Annotated in this window: 20 protein-coding genes, 1 tRNA gene and 1 pseudogene; 17 read left to right on the top strand and 5 right to left on the bottom strand. The window is 72.0% G+C overall.

Going from position 1 to position 22,950, the window contains the following annotated elements; all coding sequences use genetic code 11:
• Window positions 1–36 precede the first annotated feature (36 nt).
• The 7 genes from ACQEU8_RS16645 (at window position 37) to ACQEU8_RS16675 (ending at window position 8,324) form a co-directional block, all read left to right on the top strand.
• The gene (locus tag ACQEU8_RS16645) at window positions 37–2,028 is read left to right on the top strand and encodes a protein kinase domain-containing protein (protein WP_433101309.1); all 1,992 of its coding nucleotides are present in this window, start codon (window positions 37–39) and stop codon (window positions 2,026–2,028) included.
• A gap of 157 nt (window positions 2,029–2,185) precedes the next feature.
• Window positions 2,186–2,854 (top strand): response regulator, encoded by a 669-nt coding sequence (locus ACQEU8_RS16650; protein WP_433101311.1) that lies wholly within the window; start codon window positions 2,186–2,188, stop codon window positions 2,852–2,854.
• Between the two features lie 125 nt (window positions 2,855–2,979).
• Window positions 2,980–4,119, top strand: a complete 1,140-nt coding sequence (locus ACQEU8_RS16655) for a sensor histidine kinase (protein WP_433101313.1) — start codon at window positions 2,980–2,982, stop codon at window positions 4,117–4,119.
• Window positions 4,120–4,182: 63 nt separating this feature from the next.
• The gene (locus ACQEU8_RS16660; RefSeq protein WP_433101315.1) at window positions 4,183–4,908 is read left to right on the top strand and encodes a MarR family winged helix-turn-helix transcriptional regulator; all 726 of its coding nucleotides are present in this window, start codon (window positions 4,183–4,185) and stop codon (window positions 4,906–4,908) included.
• Window positions 4,905–5,735, top strand: coding sequence for a methyltransferase domain-containing protein (locus ACQEU8_RS16665; protein WP_433101317.1), 831 nt, complete (start codon window positions 4,905–4,907; stop codon window positions 5,733–5,735). Before ACQEU8_RS16660 ends, ACQEU8_RS16665 begins: the two co-directional genes overlap by 4 nt.
• 98 nt (window positions 5,736–5,833) lie before the next feature.
• Window positions 5,834–6,643: a phosphatase PAP2 family protein gene (locus ACQEU8_RS16670; RefSeq protein ID WP_433101319.1), complete on the top strand. Its 810-nt coding sequence runs from the start codon at window positions 5,834–5,836 to the stop codon at window positions 6,641–6,643.
• Between the two features lie 109 nt (window positions 6,644–6,752).
• A complete protein-coding gene (locus ACQEU8_RS16675) occupies window positions 6,753–8,324 on the top strand; it encodes a bifunctional phosphatase PAP2/diacylglycerol kinase family protein (RefSeq protein ID WP_433101321.1) in 1,572 nt (523 codons plus the stop codon).
• 141 nt (window positions 8,325–8,465) lie between these two features.
• Here ACQEU8_RS16675 and ACQEU8_RS16680 read toward each other — a convergent pair whose 3' ends face one another.
• Both ACQEU8_RS16680 and ACQEU8_RS16685 read right to left on the bottom strand, forming a co-directional pair.
• Complete coding sequence (locus ACQEU8_RS16680) at window positions 8,466–8,816, bottom strand: hypothetical protein (RefSeq protein WP_433101323.1); 351 nt, start codon at window positions 8,814–8,816, stop codon at window positions 8,466–8,468.
• 63 nt (window positions 8,817–8,879) lie between these two features.
• On the bottom strand, window positions 8,880–11,513 hold the full coding sequence (locus ACQEU8_RS16685; RefSeq protein ID WP_433101325.1) for a SpoIIE family protein phosphatase: 2,634 nt from the start codon (window positions 11,511–11,513) through the stop codon (window positions 8,880–8,882).
• Between the two features lie 327 nt (window positions 11,514–11,840).
• Between ACQEU8_RS16685 and ACQEU8_RS16690 the strand changes: the two genes are divergently transcribed.
• Window positions 11,841–11,990, top strand: a complete 150-nt coding sequence (locus ACQEU8_RS16690; RefSeq protein ID WP_433101327.1) for a hypothetical protein — start codon at window positions 11,841–11,843, stop codon at window positions 11,988–11,990.
• Window positions 11,991–12,087: 97 nt separating this feature from the next.
• A pseudogene (locus ACQEU8_RS16695) lies at window positions 12,088–15,128 on the top strand (helix-turn-helix transcriptional regulator).
• A gap of 4 nt (window positions 15,129–15,132) precedes the next feature.
• On the opposite strand, the gene ACQEU8_RS16700 reads toward ACQEU8_RS16695, so the two are convergent.
• Together ACQEU8_RS16700 and ACQEU8_RS16705 are read right to left on the bottom strand one after the other, a co-directional pair.
• Complete coding sequence (locus tag ACQEU8_RS16700; RefSeq protein WP_433101329.1) at window positions 15,133–15,576, bottom strand: DUF6069 family protein; 444 nt, start codon at window positions 15,574–15,576, stop codon at window positions 15,133–15,135.
• Window positions 15,573–16,133: a TetR/AcrR family transcriptional regulator gene (locus tag ACQEU8_RS16705; protein WP_433102449.1), complete on the bottom strand. Its 561-nt coding sequence runs from the start codon at window positions 16,131–16,133 to the stop codon at window positions 15,573–15,575. The genes ACQEU8_RS16700 and ACQEU8_RS16705 overlap by 4 nt, the downstream gene beginning before the upstream one ends.
• Before the next feature lie 357 nt (window positions 16,134–16,490).
• On the opposite strand from ACQEU8_RS16705, the gene ACQEU8_RS16710 reads away from it, so the two are divergent.
• The 8 genes from ACQEU8_RS16710 (at window position 16,491) to ACQEU8_RS16745 (ending at window position 22,425) form a co-directional block, all read left to right on the top strand.
• Window positions 16,491–16,886 carry a DUF4158 domain-containing protein gene (locus tag ACQEU8_RS16710; protein WP_433101331.1) on the top strand — a complete coding sequence of 132 codons (396 nt, stop codon included), beginning with the start codon at window positions 16,491–16,493 and terminating at the stop codon, window positions 16,884–16,886.
• Between the two features lie 13 nt (window positions 16,887–16,899).
• Window positions 16,900–17,559, top strand: a complete 660-nt coding sequence (locus ACQEU8_RS16715) for a hypothetical protein (protein ID WP_433101333.1) — start codon at window positions 16,900–16,902, stop codon at window positions 17,557–17,559.
• 1,370 nt (window positions 17,560–18,929) lie between these two features.
• Window positions 18,930–20,120 (top strand): helix-turn-helix domain-containing protein, encoded by a 1,191-nt coding sequence (locus ACQEU8_RS16720; protein WP_433101335.1) that lies wholly within the window; start codon window positions 18,930–18,932, stop codon window positions 20,118–20,120.
• A 200-nt stretch (window positions 20,121–20,320) separates the two neighbouring features.
• On the top strand, window positions 20,321–20,527 hold the full coding sequence (locus ACQEU8_RS16725; RefSeq protein ID WP_433101337.1) for a hypothetical protein: 207 nt from the start codon (window positions 20,321–20,323) through the stop codon (window positions 20,525–20,527).
• Between the two features lie 301 nt (window positions 20,528–20,828).
• Window positions 20,829–21,215, top strand: a complete 387-nt coding sequence (locus ACQEU8_RS16730) for a hypothetical protein (RefSeq protein ID WP_433101339.1) — start codon at window positions 20,829–20,831, stop codon at window positions 21,213–21,215.
• The gene (locus ACQEU8_RS16735) at window positions 21,212–21,412 is read left to right on the top strand and encodes a hypothetical protein (protein WP_433101341.1); all 201 of its coding nucleotides are present in this window, start codon (window positions 21,212–21,214) and stop codon (window positions 21,410–21,412) included. Before ACQEU8_RS16730 ends, ACQEU8_RS16735 begins: the two co-directional genes overlap by 4 nt.
• 254 nt (window positions 21,413–21,666) lie before the next feature.
• Entirely contained in the window at window positions 21,667–22,170 is a 504-nt protein-coding gene (locus ACQEU8_RS16740; RefSeq protein WP_433101343.1) for a hypothetical protein, read from the top strand.
• Window positions 22,171–22,224: 54 nt separating this feature from the next.
• On the top strand, window positions 22,225–22,425 hold the full coding sequence (locus tag ACQEU8_RS16745; protein ID WP_433101344.1) for a hypothetical protein: 201 nt from the start codon (window positions 22,225–22,227) through the stop codon (window positions 22,423–22,425).
• Between the two features lie 395 nt (window positions 22,426–22,820).
• Here the strand turns inward: ACQEU8_RS16745 and ACQEU8_RS16750 are convergent.
• A tRNA-Lys gene (locus ACQEU8_RS16750) sits at window positions 22,821–22,893 on the bottom strand.
• Between the last annotated feature and the right edge of the window lie 57 nt (window positions 22,894–22,950).

Here is a 22,950-nt window from a genome sequence, read left to right on the forward strand (position 1 = left end):
ATCGGGTGGCCGGATGACAGGGAGGGGCGGGACGGGATGAAGCCGCTGGAGGCTGACGATCCTTATGTGATCGGCCCGTACGAGTTGCTGGGGCGGCTCGGCAGCGGAGGCATGGGGGAGGTGTTCCTCGGCAGACAGGGACGGAACGGCCGGCTGGCCGCGATCAAGGTGGCGCGGGGCGAGTTCGCGGACGACGCCGGGTTCCGGCGGCGGTTCACCCGCGAGGTGCAGGCCGCGCGGAAAGTGGACGGCCGGTTCACCGCCGCGGTCCTCGGGGCCGACCCGGAGGCCCGCCGCCCCTGGCTGGCCACGGCGTACATACCCGCGGCCTCCCTCGCGGACGCCGTCGTCACCAGCGGGGCGCTGCCGGAGAGTTCGCTGCGCGCGCTGCTGGCCGGGATCGCCGCGGCGCTGGAGGCCATCCACACCGCCGGGCTCACCCACCGGGACCTGAAGCCCGCCAACGTCCTGCTCGCCGACGACGGTCCCCGCGTCATCGACTTCGGCATCTCGCACTCCAGCGAACACTCCCAGCTCACCCGTACCGGGCAGGCCCCCGGAACCCCCGGCTACATGGCACCCGAACAGTTGCGGGGCACCTCCCCCGGCCCGCACACGGATGTGTTCGCACTCGGCGCGACCCTGGTGTACGCCGCCACCGGCAAGGGCCCGTTCGGGGTCGGCGAACCGATGTCGCTGATGTACCGCGTGCTGGAGGACGAGCCGCAGCTGGACGGGGTGCCGGACGGACTGCGCGACGCCCTCGCACGCTGTCTGGCCAAGGACCCTGAGCAGCGGCCGACGGTTGCCGCACTCCGCGCGGAGTTCGCCGTCCCGCAGACGGTGGGCGAGCGGCGCTGGCTGCCGCCGCAGGTCTCCACGCTGGTGGAGCTGCCGGAACAGCTGGAGCCGCAGCGGCTCGACGATCCGCAGCGCGGCGGTCCCCGGCGGCAGCCCGACGACCCACGGCAGGCCCTCGCGGTGCCCCGCGGCGACTACGGACCGCCGCCGAGCACGGCCGGTGGGCCGCCGTCGCCGAACGCGGCCGCCCAACCGCCGTCGCCGAACGCGGCCGACCAATCACCATCGCCGAGCACGGCCGGCCAACGACCGTCGCCGAACGCGGCCGCCCAACCGCCGTCCCCGAGCACGGCCGCCCAACCGCCGTCGCCGAACGCGGCCGCCCAACCGCCGTCCCCGAGCGCGGCCAGCCAACCACCATCGCCGAGCACGGCCGACCAACCACCATCGCCAAGCACCGCCGGCCAACCACCGTCGCCGAACACCCCACCGTCACCGGGCCCCGCCGCGTCCCCGTACGGCCTGGCGCACCCGGGACACGGCACGCCCCCCACCCCGCAGACGGCCGCCATCCCCGGCACCGGCACACCCGGCGCTCCCCCGCGGCGCCGCCTCAGCCGCCGCGCGCTGCTGGCGCTGACCGCGGGCGGGGTCGCCGCGGTCGGGACCGGCGGGACGCTCGCCGCCCTCGAGGTGATGAACGAGGGCGAGGGCGGAGACGGCGGCAAGGGCGGCGGCCGTGCGCAGCGGTCCGCCGCGCCGGGTGGCGAGGCCGCCGACGACGGGCCCGGCAACCGGGGCGAGGGCAGCGGGCCGCTGCCGCAGATCATCGCGGGCAAGAAGCTGGGCCGGCGGCCGACGGTGGAGAAGGAGCGCGGCGCAGCGCCGGAGGAGCTCGTCGTCCGTACGCTGATCCGGGGCTCGGGCCGCAAGGTGACCAAGTCCGACCACGTCAAGTGCCACTACCTCATCCAGGAGTGGACCAAGGCCGAAACCGTGGACAACTCCTACGACCGCGGCGAGGCGTTCCTCATCCAGATCGGCACCGGCCAGGTCATCAAAGGCTGGGAGCAGGCCGTACTCGGCCAGCGCGCGGGCTCCCGCGTGGAGGTCTCGATCCCGCCCAAGCTCGCCTACGGCGACAAAGGCGCGGGAGACAGGATCCCGCCCGACGCGACCCTCCTGTCCGTGATCGACATCCTCGAAGTCATCAACGTCCGCGACTGACCCGACCACCCGCCCCCCGCCGACCGGCGGGGGCGGGGAAACCGGTATCTCGTCTCCAGGTCGCACCCGGCTGCCCGGCGTGCTGCCGTAGCCTCTCCACAGGGCGGGGAGGAGTGGACCGGGGAGGGAGCAGGCACAGGACACAAGGAGCGCGACGGTGATCCGGGTCGTGGTCGTGGACGACGAGGAGCTGGTGCGCTCCGGGCTGCGGCTGATCCTGGGTACGGCCCCGGACATCGAGGTCGTGGGCGACTGCGGCGGTGGCGCGGCGGTCGCCACGGTGCTGGCCCACCGTCCTGACGTGCTGCTCCTGGACATCCGGATGCCGGACGTGGACGGGCTGACCGTGCTGCGCGAGCTGCACGCCCTGCCGGACGCGCCGCGTACCGCGATGCTGACCACGTTCGACGCGGAGGAGTACCTGGGCGCCGCGCTGCACGCGGGCGCCGCGGGTTTCCTCCTCAAGGACACGGCGCCCGAACAACTGGTGCACGCCGTGCGGGTGCTGGCGGACGGCGGCCGGGTGCTCGCGCCCGGCGTGACGCCCACCGTGATCGGCGGCTACCTGGGCGGCAGGACGGACGGGGACGCCGAGCGCCGCGTGGCCTCGCTCACCGACCGCGAACGGCAGGTGCTGGCGCTGGTCGGCGAGGGGCTGTCCAACGGCGAGATCGCGCAGCGGCTGCACCTGGCGCACGGCACGGTCAAGGACCACGTCAGCGCGCTGCTGGCAAAGCTGGGCGGCCTCAACCGGGTCCAGGCGGCCGTACTCGCCGACCGGGCCGGACTGGTGGGACCCGGCCCTTCCCCCGACACCGCACCGTGAACCATCCCGCATCGTGAACCCGTCAGTGACCCTGCGCCATGAACCCGTGAGCGCCCCGCACCGTGACCCCCACCCGCCCCCCGCCCCATGAACCCCGACAGCGACCCCGCACCGTGAACCCTGCAATGCCTCCGGCGCCCGCCCGCCGGCAGATACTCGGCCTCGCCCTTCCGGTGGCGCTCGGCCTCAACGACGCCTTCCTCGTCAACGGCGCCGACCTCGGCCCGGAGCTGGGGGTCTCGGTGGCGGCGGCGCTCGCGCTGCTGGTGCGGCGGCGACTGCCGGTCGCCGTGCTCGTGGTGACGCTGCTGGGGATGTATGTCGGCTACATCTGGTTCGCGCCGATGATCGCCCTCTATACGGTCACGTCCCGGCGCTCCAGCAACGCGCTCGCGGTGGCGGGAGCCGTGGCGCTGGCGCTCGCGCAGTACGTCCCGTACCCCCTGGACGGCTTCACGCCGTCGGCCGACCGGCACGACCTCCTCGACATGGTGGACGCCTGCGTCCAGGGCGCTGCCCCCGCGGTGTCCGGGCGCTGGACGCGTACGCGGCGGCAGCTGCACGAGCGCGTACAGGAGCTCACCGCCAGCCGGCACCGGGAGGCGGAGCTGCTGGCCGAGCGGGCGGTGACCCGCGAACGGGCGCAGCTGGCACGGGAGATGCACGACGTGGTCGCACACCAGGTGAGCCTGATCAGCGTGCAGGCGGGCGCCCTCCAGATGACGTGCCGGGACGCCACCTGCCGGGACCTGGCGCTGACCGTGCGCGAACTCGCCGTCAAGACGCTGGCGGAGCTGCGGCACATGGTCGGCACGCTGCGTTCCGGCAGCGGTACCGGCACCGGGCTGACCCCGCAGCCCCGGGTCGCCGACCTGCCCGCACTGGTGCGGGAGAGCGGGCTGGATGTGGCGCTGGACCTCCCCGCCGCCCTGCGCTCGGGCAGCGCCCCGCTGCCGGAGGCGGTCGAACGTGCCGCGTACCGCACGGTCCAGGAGGCGCTGACCAACGTCCGCAAGCACGCGCCCGGCGCCCACGTCCGCGTCACGGTACGGATGCGTGAAGCGGGGACGGCCGACGAGCGGCTGGCCGTTGAGGTGCGCAACGGCCCGGCCGCCGCCCCGCCCGAGCCGCAGGCGTACCCGGAGAGCGGTCACGGGCTGCTCGGTCTGCGCGAGCGGGCGCTGCTGCTCGGCGGCACATGCTGTGCGGAGCAGGACGGGGACGGCGGCTTTCTGCTGAGGGCGGCGTTCCCCACGACCGGATGAGGGCCGAGGCGCGGTCGAATTTACTTGCTTGTACAAGCAGATTGTTCGACCTATGCTCCTCGTGTGCCGATCAAGCCAGAGGAAGCAGAAGAACCAGAGCCATCGCCAGAGGAACGAGAGGGAGCGGAAGCCCCGCAGGAGCCGCCCCGTCCGGCGGACGACGCCGAGGACGACCGCTGGTGCATGGCCGTACGGCTGCTGGGGCGGGTCGAGCGCGAGCTGGACGAGACCCTCTCGCGCGGCCACGGTCTCCCGCTGTCCGAGTACCGGGCGCTGTGCGCGCTCAGCCGCGCCGACGCCGAAGCCGGCAGCGAGGGCGGAGGTGTCGGCGAGCAGGCGACAGCCCTGCGTATGGGGGAGTTGGCCGACCGGATCGGGCTGAAGGACAGCAGCGTGACGCGGCTCGTCGCCCGGCTGGAGGGGCGCGGGCTGGCGGAGCGCGCCGCCGCGCGCGGTGACGGACGAGCCGTCGCCGCGCGGATCACCCCGCTGGGACGCCAGTGGTACGCCGACACCACCCCGACCTACCGGGCCGCCCTCGGCCGCGCGCTGGAGGCATCACTGGGCAACGTCTACCTCGCCGACCTCGCCGCGTGGGTCCGCACCGGGCAGTCCGCGGTGGCGGGTGCCCGCCCTGCGCGGCACTCAGCGACAGCGGAATCCGCAGCCAGTCCCGCACCAGCCACCGCCGAGTCCGCAGCACCCACCGCAGCCGAGTCCGCAGCACCCGAGTCCGCAGCCACCGCCCCCGAGTCCGCAAATTCCGCAGCAGGAGAGGACCGCCCATGACAGCCGCAGCCACGCCCGGCAGGACCGACGGCGCAGCCCCCACGCCCGGCAGGACCGACGGCGAAGCCCCGTACGAGGCGCACTACGCGTCCCTCCTCGCCGCGCACTACACCTGGATGCTCGGCGGGGATCTGGAGGCCGCGGTCACCGCGCAGCTCGACCTGTTGCGTGGACTCGGCCTGCCGCGGGAGGAGCCGGGCGCGGGGTCCTTCGCGATCGACCTCGGCAGCGGTCCCGGTCCCGGCGCGCTCGCGCTGGCGCGGCTCGGCTTCACCGAGGTGGCGGCTGTCGACACCAGCCAGGAGCTGCTCGACGAACTCCTCCGGCACGCCGCGAACACCCCGGCGGCGGAGGCGATACGGCCGGTACGCGACGACATCCGCGCCTACCCCCGCACCGTCGCGTCCGGATCCGCCGAGGTCGTCCTGTGCCTGGGCGACACCCTCCCGCATCTGCCCCACCGCTCGGACGTACTGGCACTGCTGGTCGAGGTCTCCGGCATGCTCACCCGGGGCGGCAGCTTCGTGGCCACCTACCGCGAGCAGGAGAAGGTGGCGCGGGGCACGGACCGCTTTTTCTCCGTACGCGGCACGGAGGACCGGATCCTCACCTGCTTCCTGGAGTACGTGGACGAGGACACCGTGCTCGTCCACGATCTGCTGCACACCCGCGACGGTGCCGGCTGGCGGCTGGAGACCAGCGCCTATCCCAAGCTCCGACTGACGGCCGGGTGGCTGGACGAGCAGTGCGCCGAGGTCGGTCTGCGGGTCCGCCACCACGAGACCGGCCCGCGCGGTATGCGCGTACTGCACGCCGTCAAACCCTGAGGGACCACCCGCCCGGCGGCGCCCCGCTCGCACCTGTGGCCACCTGTCGTTCTACTGAGGGCTACGTGCCCTCAGCGGCCCACAAGGAGGAGCCCCCGATGAGCGGGCAGTTTTCCACGAAGTCGTCCGAAGCCACCGCGATCGGCGAGACCCCCGACACCGTCGACCCCCGCGGGCTGCTCAAGCACCTGGCCCCGGTCAAGGTGCCGGTTCCCGCGGGGAGCACGGCCCGGCGGCTCCCCCGGTACGACGAGCCCTCCCGGCGGGCCCGGCTGCTGCCGCCGGGGGCCGGACTGCTGGCCGGTCTGCTGCTGTTCGCGGCCACCACGTACCTGGTGCTCGGAAGGGGTACGGGCCTCCTCGACTGGACGGTGCTGACCAAAGTGGTGGGGCACCGGCAGGATGTGCTGAACGGGCCGATGAGGTACCTCACTGATGTCTCGCAGACCCCGCTGCTCGTCGGAGGGGTGCTGGTGGCGCTGTGGCCCGCCTGGCGGGACCGGTCCTGGCGGCCGTTGGTGCTGGTCGGCGCCACCGCCGTGCTGGCCGTCGCGGTGGCGACGGTCGCCAAGCACCTGGCGGACCGCAGCCGGCCGCCCGCGAAGCTGTGGGAGGTGCAGGAGGACGGCTTCTGCTACCCCTCCCGGCACACGGTGATCGCCACCGCCGTACTGCTCGCCCTGGCCTATGTGTTCGCCGTGAGGACGGCCTCCCGGGCGGCGCGGATCCTGCTGTGGACGGGTACGGCGGTGCTGTGTGTGCTGGCCGGGGCCAGCCGGGTCTATCTCGGCGTGCACTGGCCCACCGACGTACTCGCGGGCCTGGCCCTCGGCGCGGCCGTCCCGCCGCTGGTCGTCCTGCTGTACGTACTGGTCGATACGCGCCGCTCCCGCCGCCTCTCGCGCTGAGTCCGGTGTGTCCCGTCCGGCATTGGGCACTCCGCCCGTGACGTACGACGGACGCGACGGAAGCGAGGGGGCACCACCGATGCAGACACACCGGGGAGCGAGCGGGAGCGTGAGCGCCGGTGCCGAGGGCGTACGCGCAGCCGTCGTCCGGACCCTCAGCACCTGGGACCGTGCCCTCTTCCGCACCGTCGCCCTGCGCCACTGGCCGCGTGGCGAGGGCGTGCTGCCGCGGCTGAGCCGTACCGCTGACCACAGCAAGCTGTGGATGGGCACCGCTGCCGCCATCGTGCTCTCCGGAGCGGGCGGGGCCCGGGCCCGGCGGGGCGCGCTGCGCGGGCTGGCCTCGGTCGCGGTGACCTCGGCGGTGGTCAACACCGTCGGCAAGGGCGCCTTCGGCCGCACCCGCCCGGTGCTGGACGACGTACCGGTGATCCGGCGGCTCAAGCGGCTGCCGACCAGCACCTCCTTCCCCTCCGGGCACTCGGCCTCGGCTGCCGCCTTCGCCACCGCGATGGCACTCGAATCGCGCGGTTGGGGCGCGGCGGTGCTGCCGGTGGCCGCGTCGGTCGCGTTCTCCCGCGTCTACACCGGCGTCCACTACCCGAGCGATGTCCTGGTGGGCTCCGCGCTCGGCACCGCCGCCGCCTTCGGCGTCCGCGCCGTACTGGACGCACGGCGCCAGATACCGCCCGCGCAACCGCTGGTGCAGGCCCCGGAGCTGCCCGCCGGGCGCGGTCTGTCGGTGGTGGTCAACCCGGGTTCGGGGTCGGCCTCGGCCGCCCGCGAGATCGGCGAGGCGCTGCCCGCCGCCCGGATCGTGCACTGGGACCCGGACGCGGGATCGCTGGCCGAGCTGCTCGGCCAGGAGGCGCGGCGCGCGGCCGAAGAGGGTGGTGCGCTGGGCGTCTTCGGCGGCGACGGCACGGTCGGCGCGGCCGCGCGTGCCGCACTGGTCCACGGGGTGCCGCTCGCGGTGCTGCCCGGCGGCACCCACAACCATCTCGCCCTCGACCTGGGCATCAGCCGCTCCGCCGAGCTGACCGAGGCGCTCGCCTCCGGGCACGCCATCGCCGTGGACGTGGCGCGCTTCGGCCCACCCAGCGGGCAGGGACGCACCCAGCAGCCGACAGTTGCCGCTTCCCCCGAACAGGGCTATTTCGTCAACACGTTCAGCCTGGGCGCGTACGGCGATCTGGTCGAGGTACGGGACCGCTGGCGCGACCGGATCGGACCGTGGGCGGCCGGGCTGGTCGCCGCGGTGCACGTACTGCGCCACTCCCGCCCGTTCGAGGTGCGGGTGAACGGGCGGCTGCAGTCGCTGTGGCTGCTGTTCGTCGGCAACTGCTCGTACCACACGGTCGGTGGCGGTCCCGGTGGCGCGCGGCGCTTCAACCTCTCCGACGGCATGCTGGACATCCATCTCGTCCGGGCCGGCCGCTGGGCCCGCACCCGCCTGGTGGCCTCAGCCCTCGCCGGCGTACTGCACCGCTCACCGGTGCACGCCGCCGCCCGGGGCCGCCGACTGCATCTGGCCGGGATACCCGAGGGCACTGTGTGCTCGTACGACGGGGAGACGGCGCCCTCCGCACCGGCTCTCCTCATCGACAAACCCGACACCGCGCTGACGGTCTACCGGCCCCTCCCCGCCTGGCTGAGCGGGTCGGCACTGCCGGACCACTGAGCAGAACGCCCCTTACGGGGCGCGTCCCCCTCTGTGCTTGGGAGGTCTGCTCCCCCAAGCTCTTCGAGCAGGGGGTACCCCAGGGCGCAGGGCTGGCAAGCGCAGCCCCCATTGCGGGGTACGCACGATCCGCCGGCCCTCCTATCGCGCCGCCCAGGGCACCCGGCAGACATGTGGTGCGTCGCCTTCCGGGCACAGGCCGCGGAGGACGCCCTTGCGCAGCGCCCGCCAGACCCGCAGCGAACACCGCACCCGCACCGCGACCTCCACCGGCCGCCGCGCCCCGGGGTCCTGCCCCGGATGCTCGATCTCCCACTGCTCCCGCAGATCGCCGTACATCTCCTCCGCCGAGACGCCGCCGCCGAGTTCGCCACGCACCTCCAGCGGGCCCACCAGCGTGGCACTCCGGGCGGCCACCTCGCGGCGGATGACGTCCCGGACGAACTCCAGGCCCTCGTCGTCGGCGAAGACGCCGCATCGCAACCATCGCACGCCGTCACGCTACCTGTTCGGCCCGAGCGGCGAGCCGGGCGTCATCAGGGCCCGGCGGGGGGCTCAGGAGAGGACCTGCTCCGCCCAGATGACCTTGCCGGTGGGCGTGTAGCGCGTCCCCCACCGCTCGGCCAGCTGGGCGACGAGGAAGATGCCACGCCCGCCCTCGTCCGTCTCGGCCGCGTACCGCAGATGGGGGGAGGTGCTACTGGCGTCGTAGACCTCGCAGAACAGGCTGTGGTCGCGGATCATCCTGACCCGGATGGGCGGCGTGCCGTAGCGGACGGCGTTCGTGACCAGTTCGCTGAGCAGCAGTTCGGTGGTGAACGCGGTCTCCTCCAGCCCCCACTCCGCGAGCTGCTCGGCGGCCGCGGTGCGCATCTGTCCCACCGCCGTCGGATCGGGCTCGACGTCCCACTGCGCGACCTGGTCGGAACGGAACATCCGGGTGCGGGCCACCAGCAGCGCGACGTCGTCGGTCGGGCGCGTGGGCAGCACCGATCTGAGGACCTCGGTGCAGGTCTGCTCCGGTGTCGGACCACTGCCGGCGAGGGCCCCGCGCAGAAGTTCGATCCCGGCGTCGATGTCCCGCCGCCGGTCCTCGACGAGACCGTTGGTGTACAGGACCAGCCGGCTGCCCTCGGGAAGCTGCCGCTCGGCCGCCTGGAACCGCAGACCCCCCACTCCGAGCGGCGGGCCGGGCGGCAGGTCCATGAACTCCACGGTCCCGTCCGGGGTGACCAGCGCGGGCGGCAGATGCCCGGCGCGGGCCAGCGTGCAGTGTCCGCCGACCGGATCGTAGACCGCGTACAGACAGGTGGCCCCGGTGACGGGGGTCCGCTCGGGTGCCGCCTCCTCCTGGTCGATACGGCTGACCAACTCGTCGACCCGGGCGAGGAGTTCATCAGGCGGCAGGTCCAGATCGGAGAGGGTGTGGATGGCCGCGCGCAGGCGGCCCATGGTGGCTGTCGCCTGGAGGCCGTGGCCCACGACGTCGCCCACCACCAGCGCGACCCGGAAACCCGTCAGCGGGAGCACATCGAACCAGTCCCCGCCGACCAGGGCCTGGGCCGGCAGATAACGGTGCGCCACCTCCACGGCGTTGTGGGTGGCATGCACTCCGGGGAGCAGATTCTCCTGGAGCGTCACCGCCGTGGCGTGCTCACGCGTGTAGCGGCGGGCGTTGTCCACACCCAGGGCCGCCCGCGCGACGACTTCCTGGGCGAGGAAGAGGTCCTCATCGCCGAACGGTTCGGAGTCGCCGGCCCGCCAGAAGTTGACCATCCCCATCAACACCCCGCGGGCCCGCAGCGGGACGAGGATCAGCGAGTGGATCCCGTAGTCGATGACGCGCTGCGCCTGCTCCTCGTCCACCGCCATCCAGGACTGCGAGGTGGTACGCAGATCCGCCATGAGCACGCCGGGCGCCCCGCCGAGCACCGCGGCCTGCGGCGTGGTCGGGGGCAGGGAGAGTTCGGTCCCGGCCCGGAACAGCGGGTGATCGTCGCGGATGCCGTGGATCGCGGCCCGGCGCACCGGCACCAGCCCGTGCACCAGGCCCGGCTCCTCCCCCCGCAGCACCGGCTCCGCCAGATCGACGCTGGCGAAGTCGGCGAGCCGCGGCACCACCACGCGCACCAGTTCCTCCGCCGTCCGGGTCACGTCCAGGGTGGTGGCGATGTCCGCGGCGGCGTCGTAGAGCAGCTTCAGCCGTTTACGGGCGGACTCGGCCTTGCCCGTCAGCGCCTGGAGCTCGGTCGAGTCGCGCAGGGTCGTCACGGTGCCGCCCCGTACGCCGTACGCGTCCGTGCGCCGCTGGTTGACGGCCAGCAACCGGTCGCCGACCGTGATCATCTCGTCGGTGGCCTCGCGCCCCGAGGTCAGCAGCGCGGCGCTCCGCTGGGGCAGGCCCAGCTGGTCCACACCCCGGCCCTCGGCGTCCGGCGGCAGTTCCAGCAGCCGCCGGGCCTCGTCGTTGGCCAGCGTCAGCCGCCGGTCGTCGTCCACGAGCAGGACACCTTCGCGAACGGCGTGCAGGACCGCGTCGTGGTGCTGGTACTGACGGGCGATCTCGGCCGGGTCCAGGCCCAGCGTCTGGCGGCGCACCCGGCGCGCCAGCAGGGCCGAGCCGACGGTGCCGATGGCCAGCGCCAGCACCGCCAGCCCCACCAGGAATGGAATCTGACGTTCCGCCTCCGTACTGATCTTCTGGAGCAGCACGCCCACCGCGACCAGACCCACCACCCGGCCGCCGTCCTTGATCGGCGCCACGGCCCGCACGGACTCGCCCAGCGTGCCGCGGAAGGTCTCGGTGAACGCCCTGCCGCGCTGGGCCGGCCCGATGGTGCCGACGAAGTGCCGTCCGATCTGGGCCGGGTTCGGATGCGTATAGCGGATCCCGGCAGGACTCATGAACACCACGAAACTGGTCCCGGTGTCCCGCTGTACGGCCCTCGCCACGGGCAGCAGCGCCCGGGTGGGATCAGAGGACTGGACGGCGCCGATCACGCCGGGCGACCGGGCGAGCGTCCGGCTGATCGCGAGCATCTTGTCGCGGCTCTCGGCGTTGGCCGCCCGCAGTGAGAACCCGATGCTCACCACGGCCCCGATGCCGACCACGAGCACCAGAACCCCGATCTGCAACAGCAGCATCTGCCCGGCCAGCCGCCATCCACCCCGCGCAAGGGCAGCTCTCATGTCGTCACACTCTCGCTCGCCTGAAGACGAGCTTATGGCTTATACCCGCTTTCTCCGTGTCTGTCCGCCGCCGGACACGCACGGACAGCCCCCTTCGACCGCATACGGCCAGCAGACAGCACCTCCCAGCCGGCCGACGCCGCCCGCCGCCCCCACTTCGCCGCCGGCTTACCCGACCGCCGCACCGAGACCGACCTAGGCATCCGCCGCCCTCACCCCTAAGGCACCCCCCGCGCGGCAAGATGCGGAAGCCTCCCGATGTGGCGACCCCACCTGGGAAACGAAGCTGGAACACAGCCAGAAACCAGCTCGACCAGGGAGAACGTCATGATGCACCGCGAGCTCCAGGCCGCCCGGCAGGCCGACTTCCTCGCCCGCGCAGCGCAGCGCCGCCTCGTCCGCGAGGCCGAGCAGGCCGCGAAGGCGGCGGCCCGTGCTGCCGCCGACCGCCGTAAGCACTACCTCCGCGCGGCGTGACGGCGTGCCGGAGCAAGGGCGTCGCCGGTCCGGGGACCCGGTTGCGGCGGTCACCGGCGGCGCCGATTCCGCTGTCCCCCACCTCTTACGACGTGCGATGCTCAGCCCCGTGCACAGCAGTCACATAAGCCCCGTCTTCGTAGGTCGCAGCGCCGAACTGACCGCCCTGGGCGAGGCCCTGTCCCGGGCGGACGCCGGAGGGCCTCGCGCCCTGTTCATGGGCGGCGAGGCCGGAGTCGGCAAGACCCGGCTGCTTCAGGAGTTCCTCGGCAGGGCCGCCGCGGACGGGGCCGTCGTCGCCCTCGGCGGCTGCGTCGAATCCGGCGCCGATGCTCTGCCGTACCACCCCGTCTCGACCGCCCTGCGCTCACTGCGCCGCCAGCTCGGCGCGGAGCTGCACACCGCCGTCGAGGGCCAGGAGGGCGAGCTCGCCCGGTTGCTGCCCGAGCTCGGCGAGATGGACCGGGGCCGCCCCGAAACCGACGGTCGCACCCGGCTCTTCGAGCTCACCGTCCGCCTCCTCGAACGCCTCGCCGCTGACCGGACCCTCGTCCTGGCCCTGGAGGACCTGCACTGGGCCGACCGCTCCACCCGCGAGCTGCTCAGCTATCTGCTGCGCGCCCTCACCCACGGCCGCCTGCTCATCGTCGCCACCTACCGCACGGACGACCTGCACCGCCGCCACCCCCTCCGCCCGGCCCTCGCCGAGTACGAGCGGCTGCACACCGTCACCCGCCTCGAACTGCCCCGCTTCGACCGCGCCGAGGTCCGCCGCCAGCTCGCCGCCATCCGCGGCGAGGCCCCGCCCGAGCAGGTGCTGGACCGGGTCTTCGAACACTCCGAGGGCAACGCGTTCTTCGTCGAGGAGCTGGAATGCAGCATCCGCGAGGGCTCCCCTGGCGGCATCAGCGACTCGCTGCGCGACCTCCTGCTGGTCCGGGTCGAGGCACTGCCGGACGAGGTGCAGCGCGTGGTGCGGATCGCCGCCGGGGGCGGCTCGGAGGTGGAGTTCCGGCTGCTGGCCACCGTCACCGGGCTCGCCGAGGACCAGCTGATCGAGACCCTGCGTACCGCTGTCGGCGCCGCCGTCCTGCTGCCCTCCGAGGAGGGCGAGTCCTTCCGCTTCCGGCACGCGCTGATGCGCGAGGCCGTGGTCGGCGACCTGCTGCCCGGCGAGCGCTCCCGGCTCAGTCGCCGCTACGCCGAGGCGCTGGAGGCCGACCCCACGCTCGTACGGTCCGAGGAGCGGGCCGGGCGGCTGGCCGGCTACTGGTTCGAAGCCCGCGACCCCGCCCGGGCACTGCCCGCCGTGCTCGCCGCGGCGGGTGCGGCCCGCGGCCGGCACGCGTTCGCCGAGCAGTATCTGCTGCTGGAGCGGGCGCTGGAGCTGTGGGACGACACCCCCGAGGAGCTGCGCCGCCGGACGATGCGGCAAGCCGTCGACGACGGCCTGTGCCCGGCCATCTCCACGGATACGCACGGGGACTTCGTGGACCTGCTCGCCGCGCTCACCGTCGCCGCGCGCCTCACGGGAGAGCGGGAGCGGGCGCTCGCCCTCTGCAAGCGGGCGCTGCGCCAGCTGGAGGGCGACCCGGGCCCTGGACCCCGCTCGGGAGGCGGAGACCCCCTGCGAGCGGCCTGGTTCTGGACCGAGCGCTACCAGCTGATGCGGGACCTCTCCCGCTCCGACGGCTGGGACGAGATCGCCCACGCCCAGAAACTGGTGAAGGGCCTGCCGCCGTCCGTCGTACACGCCGATGTGCTGACACACGCGGCCTACTGGTACGCCGTGCACCAGCCGGGGCCGACGGCGATCGAGACCGCGAAACAGGCGGTGGAGCTCTGCCGGATGACGGGCGCCGAGATCAGCGGCCTCATCGCGCAGCACACCCTCGCCTGGCTCACGATCGACTCGGGCGACGTCGAGGCCGGGCTGGAGCAGGCCCGCGCGGTGTGCGCCCGGGACCTGGAGCCGGGCAACGCCAACGTACTGCTACGTGGCTACGGCAACCTGTCCACCGCGCTGCACGGCATCGGCCGCTACGCCGAGGCCGTCGAGACCGCCGAGAAGGGCAGCGGACTGGCCGAGCGGCACGGACTGCCGGACACCGCCTCGTTCATCGACGCCAACCTCGCCGAGTCCCTCATCCAGCTCGGCCGCTGGGCCGACGCCCAGCAAGTGCTCGAACGGGCCGAAGCCCGTCGCGGGGTGAGCGTCCGCATCCGGGGGCAGATCGCCGAGCAGCGGGCCGAACTGGCTCTGGCCCGCGGTGCGTACGACGAAGCCCGGCGATGGCTGGAGGAGACCGGCAGCTCCACCACCGGCCCCTACCCGGAGCCGCAGCACACCTTGACCGGGGCTCGGCTCGCCATCGCGCTGGCGGCCGCCGACGGCCGGATCCTCGACGTCCGCTCCCTGCTGGAGACGGAAGTCGGCGAGGCCATCGCCCCCGGCCACCAGCGCTACGGCTGGCCGCTGCTGTACGAGGCCGCGGCGGCGGAGGCGCGGGCCCGCAGAGTCGCGGTGGCCGAACCGGGACGCGAGGCGGCGGTGGAACGGATCCGTCAGGCGATGCGGGACCAGCCGACGTTCGTACCGCTGTGGGCCGCGCAGGCCCTGATGACCGAGGCCGAACTGCTCACCGCCGAGGGCCGGGACGCCACAGCCCGCTGGACGGAGGCCGTCGCCGCCACCGAGCAACTGGAGGCCCCGGTGCTGCTTGCCGTCGCCCGGCTGCGGCTCGCGGAGACCCTGATCACCCAGGGCGGCACGGGGTCCCGCGAAGCGGCCGGTGAGCTGCTGCGGCAGGCCGAGGCGGTGGCGCGCGAGCTGGGCGCGACACCGCTCGAAACGGAGATCACCACGCTGGCCGGCCGCGCCCGGATCCCGCTGGAGCAGTCCGACGCGGAGCCGGCCCCGCCACCCCCCCGGCGGCGGCGCTGGGCCTGACCGCCCGGGAGCGGGACGTACTGCGCCTGGTCGCCGCCGGGCGGAGCAACCGGCAGATCGCGGAGGAGCTGTTCATCTCACCGAAGACGGCGAGCGTGCATGTCTCCAACATCCTGGCCAAGCTGGGAGCTTCAGGCCGAGGAGAGGCGGCGGCCATCGCACACCGGCTGGGAGCGTTCGACGAGTGACGCTTCACGGCTTGGCCCGCCTTCCGGAACCGGTCAGGCCCGGAATGAGAACGGCGGCCACTGCGAGGTGCATCACAGCCAGCGATGTACGGGTCCCCCCGGTCATTCCCGACCCGGTCAAGGGGAGGAACGAGACGGCAAGAACCGCAAAAGTGGCAACAATCCAGACCGGAAGCGCCCGCCGGGTGAATCGCTCCAGCACTGCCAGCAGAGCCCACCCGGCCAACGCGGCGAAGAGGGACACCACGATCACCGGAAACAGCCCGATTTCCAGGACGCGTTCGCCGGAACCCCCTTCCTCGGTGATGCGCAGTTCCTGGCCCAGCACGGGGCCGGCGATCAACCAGACGACCAGGGCGGCGAATACCGCGGCACCAACGATTCCGCTCCGGCGAATACGGCGAGCCCTGGAACCGGAGTGTGCCGGCAATTGAACCGGAGCCGTCATGACGGCTCCGCCGAAGTGGCGAGCGCACCATTCAGAAAGACGTCCACCAATTCCCGTACGGCAATTGTCGGTTCGTCGTCCACACGTGGCTGTGCGAAGAGCAGCCCCAGGAAAACTGCCGCGATCTGCTCGGCAGGCAGTCGAAGGGCTTCCTTGTCGGGCTCCAGCAGTTCGGCCACCGCACCGCGGATGCTGGCCATCGACTCCTCGCGACCCATGCCCCTGGCCGATTCGCCGGTTGCCCCGTCGCGGCGACGGTGCCCTGAAGCGTGCAGTGATCCGGCAACCGCACCCATGCGGGCCAGGTGAGCCTGCAGAGCCTCGGCCGCCTCGCACAACCGGTCGGCCAGCGGCTGATCGAGGGCGATGGAGGACAGCTCGCGGACTGCGTGATCCGGCCGTATGGCCTCGGCCATACAGGCATCCAGCAGCTCTTCCTTGTCCGCGAAGACCCGGAAAATCGTGGCCTCACCAATCCCCGCGGCCTGCGCGATCTTGCTGGTGGTCACAGCGGCCCCGTACTCGCCGATCAGCGGAATAGCCGCCTTGACGATCATCTCGCGCCGCTGCTCAGGATTCATCCCCGGCGCCCGGCGCCGGGCGGGTTGCGTCTTCACCATGCCGCCAACCTACGGAGTGAGTCCTCACTCCGCCAAGGGAGAGTGAGTACTCACTCCGATCGTCTTGCTGTCGCCTCCAGTGGATGGGCGGAGGAGATACGCCGCCACTTTGCAGAGCGTGACGGTCGCGTACGGTGAGTGCCCGTACGCTCCGTGCTCTGGCCCTGGCCCCGCTACCGGGATCGTCGCTGTCCATGGTGGCCGCTGTCAGGCGGTCGGGCGTGGGGCAGTTGGTGTGGCGTCGCTGGAGCGGACGGCGTATCCGAGGTTCAGGAGGGTGATCTCGGAACGGGAGTGCGGGAGTTCTTCACGCCGTCGGCGGAGGAGGTGGCGTGGGCACGGGAGCGTACGCATGACCGCCCGGGCTGGGTCTTGGCGCCGTTGGTGATGTTGAAGTCCGTGGCACAGCTGGGCCGTGTACCCAAGCTCGGGGAGATATCCGTGGTGGTCGTGGCCCACGTGCACGAACAGGCGGGGCTTGCTGCGGGGACGGTACCGGAGGCGGACTCCGAGCGGAGCGAGGAGCGCTACCGTTCCGCCGGACGTGAACGCCTGGAGCTGAAGCACAAGCCGGGCGAGGCCCTCGCGATCGCGGAGGCGGCGATGCGGGCGGCGGCGCCGGTGAAGGCGCTTGTGAACCGTTCGGGCAGGCGACGCGTTTTTGTGGACAGAAGGTGTCGTCCTGCCTGAGGAGATGGAACTTGTGCCGGAGACGGATCATGTCAGCGGCTTCCCGACGAGGCTTGAGGAGCTTTCTGCCGTGCAGCGGATGGCGCTGGAAGAGGACTGTCCCTGGGACAAGCTGATGCAGGAGACGCCGCCTACGCTTCGGGGGGATGATCAACACCTGCATCATCTATGGAGGGCGGCCATGGCGGCCAGAAATCGCGGTGGCTCGTTGGTGGCGGATAACGCCCGGATGGAACACGAGGCCCGTGAGCGTACGGAAGCACAACACGCATGGCGGGTGGGCGCTGAGCGCTACCGCGCTGAGCGCAGGAGCGGACGCCCCTATCTTAATCAAGAGGCGTATTACGAGAATCTTGGCATCGTGAAGGCGGTGTGTTCGAATGCGGAGGACCTTGCCAGCCAGGTGCTGGAGTGGAACGGCGATTTGAATGCTGTTTTGCAGGATCGGCTCGAGGCTGCCCACGTAAAGGCCTCGTTTTCCCGTGAATTCGCTCCTGGAGCGGCTGCGGCGCATCTGCCCGCATTCGCTCCTGGAGCCGCTGCGGAGCATCTGCCGTCAGGGGCGGCTTCCCGGAGCGGCGGGGATTCCGTGACGTCGTCTTATCGGGGGCGTCCGGGTGTGTCGAACCCGAACTCGCCGTCGAGGCGTTCCCCCAGTCGTGGCCGGGGGTGAGAGCCGCAGCTGGGAGGTGACGCGGCATGAGCGGGGTTCTCGTTCCGGCGCCTGCAAAGTGACGTGGACGGGGGCGAGTTGTCGCTATGGATCGGCTGAGGTGTTCGGTGACGGTTTCTTCGGCGAGGTGTTCTGGAGCCCGTTCCGGGTGAGTGAGCGTCTTCAGCTTGAGGGTCCGCGTTCCGGCGACGACCTCCTTGAACTGCACAGAAGCAGAGGTGTGTCACCGATCGGTGGGCAGGCAGAAGAGGCTCAGCATGCGGGGCATGAGGGCGGCTGGAAGGGGCGGGCGTTGGTGCGAATCACGTCCCTGTTGATGAGGGTTGCGAGGTGGCTCACGTTTGGGATGTCACGGCAGCCCCGGATTGATCTTACGACCTGGGGGGCGATAGCGGCGGTCGCGGTCGGCCCTTGACGTGAGAGGGGCCACACAGGTTGGGCGAGTTGTGACGCTTGCCTGGGCCGGAGCGGCCTGTTCCCATCCTGCCTTGTCCGGCATCTCCCGCGCACCCCCGGCGGGTTGCTCGAAGAACTCGCTCCGTGCTGGGAAACCGCCCGGGAGTCTGCGCTGTGAACGGCGCGGCGGAAAGCGGCGACGGGCCGCCGGAGCGGTACCCAAGCAGCGCCTGGTGTTCACCGACCGGCTCCTGGTCACCCTGGTCCACCTGCGCCTGGGCCTGCCGCACGCGCCCTGGCCCAGCTGTACGGGGGGGGACCGCTCCACCGTCTCCGGCGCGATCCGCGAGGTCCGGCCGCTGCCGGCGGCCCGCGGCTTCGCCGTTCCGGACCGGCCCGGCCTGCGCATCCGTACCGCCCAGTGGATGAGTGTGCGCCAAGACGCGGAACCGATGGACGAACCAGGACTTGGCCGTGGTGCGCAGGGACCGAGGTACCCGCACCGGAACCCGGTCCTCAAGGCTCGTCAGCAAAGACGGCAGGGATGGGCCCCCGGCGCGCCGGGGGGAGCGTGCCCCCAGGGACAACGTGGCCCGAATTGCCCCGAGGGGTACAGCCTCCAGGCACCGGCCTCGGCCCTCGACGCGCTGGTATGCCGCCGCGACGGCGCCCCGCAGCCTGACCCCGATGGGCAGACACCGCAGACTGCCGCAGTCTTCGACCGCAAGCGCTGGTGATCGCCCTGTTGAAGTGGTTCCCTCGAATCAGCGCTCGTGTCACAGTGACGTAAGGCCACTGTGAAACCACGCCTCCTCAGCCATTGGCCCCGCTCTCCTTCGGGAGGGCGGGGCCTACTGGCATGTCCAGGCAAGCCAACGGCCTCTATCCGCAGGGGAGTAGAGGCCGAGACATCGCCGCCCCGGGCCCGGGAGGCGTACCGTTCTGAGTGTCGAGGTCAGAACGAGGAGTCCAGTATGCCCGAGAGCAGTGACACGCACATCGGTGACAGGCTCCGGGAGGCGAGGAAGCGTCGCGGCCTGACACAGCGCGCACTCGCCAGCGCCTCCGGGGTATCGGTTTCTCTCATCCGCAAGCTGGAGCAGCAAGAACTGCGGGACACCCGCATGGAGACAGCGCGTGCGCTGGCAGTTGCTCTGCGCCTGCCAACAAGTGCGCTCCTGCACCATGGCGACGCCGGAGAAGGCGCCGAGCCTGGGGAGCCGTGGGCCCAGGTACGGGCCGCGCTCGCCGCGCCGCCGCACGCACCCGACCTCGCTGGCGCAGAACCGACCGCGGGCGGTCTGTCCGACGCACTCCGCGACACGGAGCGGCTGTTCGCCAGCGACCGTTTCACCGAGCTGGCGACCGTACTACCGCACCTTCTGCGGGACGCCGACGCACTCGACACCGACGACGCACGGGCGCGCGCTGTCCGAGTACGGCTGCTGCAACTCACTGGCTGGCTGCTGACACAGAACCGCCAATTCGACGCGGCGGCACATGCTCTCGATCAAGCGTTGATCAACGCAGTCGACCGGCTGGACGGCGCGGCCACCGTCACGACGCAATGCTGGCTGCTGCTGCGGACCGGGCGCCTCGCAGAGGCACGCACACTGGCTGAGCAGTGGGCGGACGAGACGGAGCCGCGGCTGTCCCGTGCGACGGCGGATGAACTGTCGACGTGGGGCTGGCTGATGCTGCGCATGGCTGCGGCGTCCGTGCGTGATGCGCGGGAAGGGCAGGCCGCGGACGCGCTCCGGATGGCGGGGGCTGCTGCGGCTGCCCTCGGTCGCGAACACACGCCGGGCGAGGACTGGCTGCGAACCTTTGGGCCGACCACTGTGGTGCTGAAGTCGGCCGAGCACGAGTCGGTAACCGGCCGTCCGGACCGGGTGTTGGAGGCCGCCAGTCGTGTACCGATCGGCGACCTTCGTCCCACGTCGAACAACCGCAACCGCCATCTCCTCGACGTAGCTGACGCGCATGTGCGTCTGCGGCGCTACGCGGACGCGGTCGACGTACTTCAAGAGGTGCGGGCCGCGTCGCCGCAGTGGCTGCCGCAGCAGCGGTACGCCCGGGACATCCTGAGCCGAGTAGTCCGGCGCCGGCGGACCCTGACACCGGAGATGCGGGAGTTGGCTGACGCCGTTCGTCTGCCGCTGTAGCAAGCAACGCTGGTCAGCGCATTGGCACTTCCGGAGTGCAGCCGGTGAAAGTGCCATGGTGACCAGCACCACGCTCGCCCTACGGTCGGTGACTAGACGATCACTGACCTGACAAGGGTGAGCCGATGACGCAACCGAGCGCTGCTGGGGTGGCTGCCGCAGAACCGTCGCAGCCTGCGCCTAGGCGCGGTGACTACCTGGTGGACACAGCCACCGAGCAGACGGTGCCGCCGGAGCCCGCCTGGGTGGGCCGGGTTCAGATGGTCATCTCTGCCGAGCACGTCCGGCTGGTCACGCCGCCCGGCGCTGAATGGACCGCCCACGTGGCGGACCTGGCCGCCGCCTCTGCCGCGCAGCGGGCCGCCTACGACGCCGCCGTACCCCACCGACTGGGGGCACAGCCGTGAGCCGTATGACGCTCCGCGTCTCCCGCGACAACGGCCGCTCCTGGACGCGGAAGCGGACCGTTCGTGGAGACGGCCCTCCCATGGTGACTCCGGACTACCCGCCGTGTGACTGCCCGCTCTGCCGACGGAGACGTGACCGCAATGGCACGTGAACCGGTGACCACCGCAACACGGCGAGGCACCTGGTATGGGACATGTCCCCGCTGCAGGAAGCCCCTCCGCCTCACCAGCGACCGCGACGGCCAAGTCCGCGTCGTCAGCAGCCGCTGCCGCTGCGCGGCCTTACCGAAGGACAAGCCCCGTGCCTGAGAACCCTGATAGTCCCGTGCAGTCCCTGCGTCGCCATCTGCGCGAGCAACTGCACCGGCACGGACGCCTCAGCAACCAGTCGACCTACCTCCAGGCCGTGTGGAAGACAACGGGAAGTGGGGCCCGCTCTGACTGCCTGCGACGCGTCGCCCGGCACGAGGCCCTGGCCTGGCCGGCCAGCGGCGGGACCCGCTACGCGGCCGACCTGCAACAGGCCGCTCGGCTCCACGACGACTTCGCCGCGTTCACCGTGCCGCCCGACAGCCTGCCCAAGGACTGGCGCCGGCAGATGGAGGCCGCCCTGGTGCTCCTCGACGCCTGCCCGGACCGCCGCGTCGCCCTGCCCGTCGCCGTCGCCGAGCCGAGGGACACGCCGTGACCGAACCAGCACCTGACTCCGTCGCCGAGTCCATAGAGCGCGACCACGTGCCGTGCAGCTACTGCGACCAGTACCGCTCCCAGATCACCGTCGCGCAGCACAAGGAGGAGACCGAGTTGGAAGAGGCGCTGACCAACGCGCTGCACCTGCACTGGCGCGCGCATCACGCCGGGGAGCGACTACTGCACAGCACCTGATCACGGCGACTGCCGTCAGCAACTCAGCCGGAAGGGAGGTGACACATGAGCGACGACCCGGACGAGGACCCGCCGACCGGTGACGGCTGTGCCCTGTGCGGCACGAGCAACGGAAGCTGCCAATCCGCCAACGGCCACGGCCTCATCATGGCCGACTGACCCCCGCCCCCGGGTGAACCGCCGCGCACAGGGGTCCAATCCAACGCGCGCCGGCCACCGGGGACCAGGCCACCTCAACCACACAAGGAGAGGCAATGCCAGTACAGCACGACACCGCAGCCCCGGCCGAGACCGGTGCCCGACACCTCCTGCCCGCCGGCCAGTTCGCGGCCGCCGCCCGAACCATCCGCACCAACAACCCGGGCATGAGCGAGGACATCGCCGAGCGGATCACGGCCGAGGCCCTGGCGTTCGTCGCCACCGCCGCCCAGCCGCACGACGGCGGCCTGCGTCCCGCCCGCACCGTGGACGAGGGCTGGCACGCCCTCATCCTCCACACCCGCATCTACGCCGCGCTGTGCGACCACCTCGGCGGTTTCGTGCACCACATCCCGGAGCCCCCGGACCCCAGCCGCCACGACGCGAGCGAACTGGACCGCACCCAGCAAGCCATCACCGCGGCCGGCTACCGCACAGACCCGCTGCTGTGGCTGCCCCCGAGGGACCGCACCATCCCCGTGGCCGCGGACTGCGAGCACGGGCCCGGCAGCCCCGAGGGCAGTTGCTCCGACAGTTGCAGCAACACCGGCCCGAACTGAGTAGCCGTACCGGTACGCTCCGTACTGAAGGAGTGGCCTGCGGAGGGGGCGAGGGTGAGCGAGGACAGCACGCCACACGAATCCACGGTGGCTGGCTACGAGGACGTGGCCGCGCACTTCCAGGCGCACCAGCAGCAGGAAGGTCACCGCCTCAGGCGCCGCGCGCACGATGCGTTCGGCGGCGTCCCCGCCTTCCTCGTCCCCACCCAGGACGGCCGACGCGTCGCCTGCTGCGACTGCATCCGCGGCTCGTAGCCCTCTGGCCATGCGGGTGCCCCGGTCACGGGCGACCAGGGCAGTCCCGCACCAAGTCGGCGAGTTCGGCCCCGCGACGCGCGGGGACGGCGGTCCAAACGGGCACCCAGCAAACGGCTCGTGGCAAAGATCAACTTGTCTGCGCCTGGCTGGGGTCAGCTTTGGTTCATCGCATCCGGGTACCCCGCTCGTTGACAGCTGGACATCGGCCCCCGGCCGAGTAAGACGTCCGACATCGCGCACCCCGCCCGGTGGCGGACTCGGAGCCGCCGAGGCTGAGCCTCGGCGGCTCCTCTGTGTCCGCTCGGGCCAGCAGCGGGCCAGCAAGCGATCTACGAACCCTCTGGAACGCCAAAGACCCCAGGTCAGACCGAGTCTGACCTGGGGTCTAGCGGTAGGCCGTGTGGGACTCGAACCCACAACCAATGGATTAAAAGTCCACTGCTCTGCCAATTGAGCTAACGGCCCGCACGAAGCAGCATAGCCCGGGCCCTGGCCGGGCCTCGAAGGCATTCCGGGTTGCAT

Source organism: Streptomyces sp. CA-250714 (assembly GCF_050936705.1).
GTDB lineage: Bacteria > Actinomycetota > Actinomycetes > Streptomycetales > Streptomycetaceae > Streptomyces.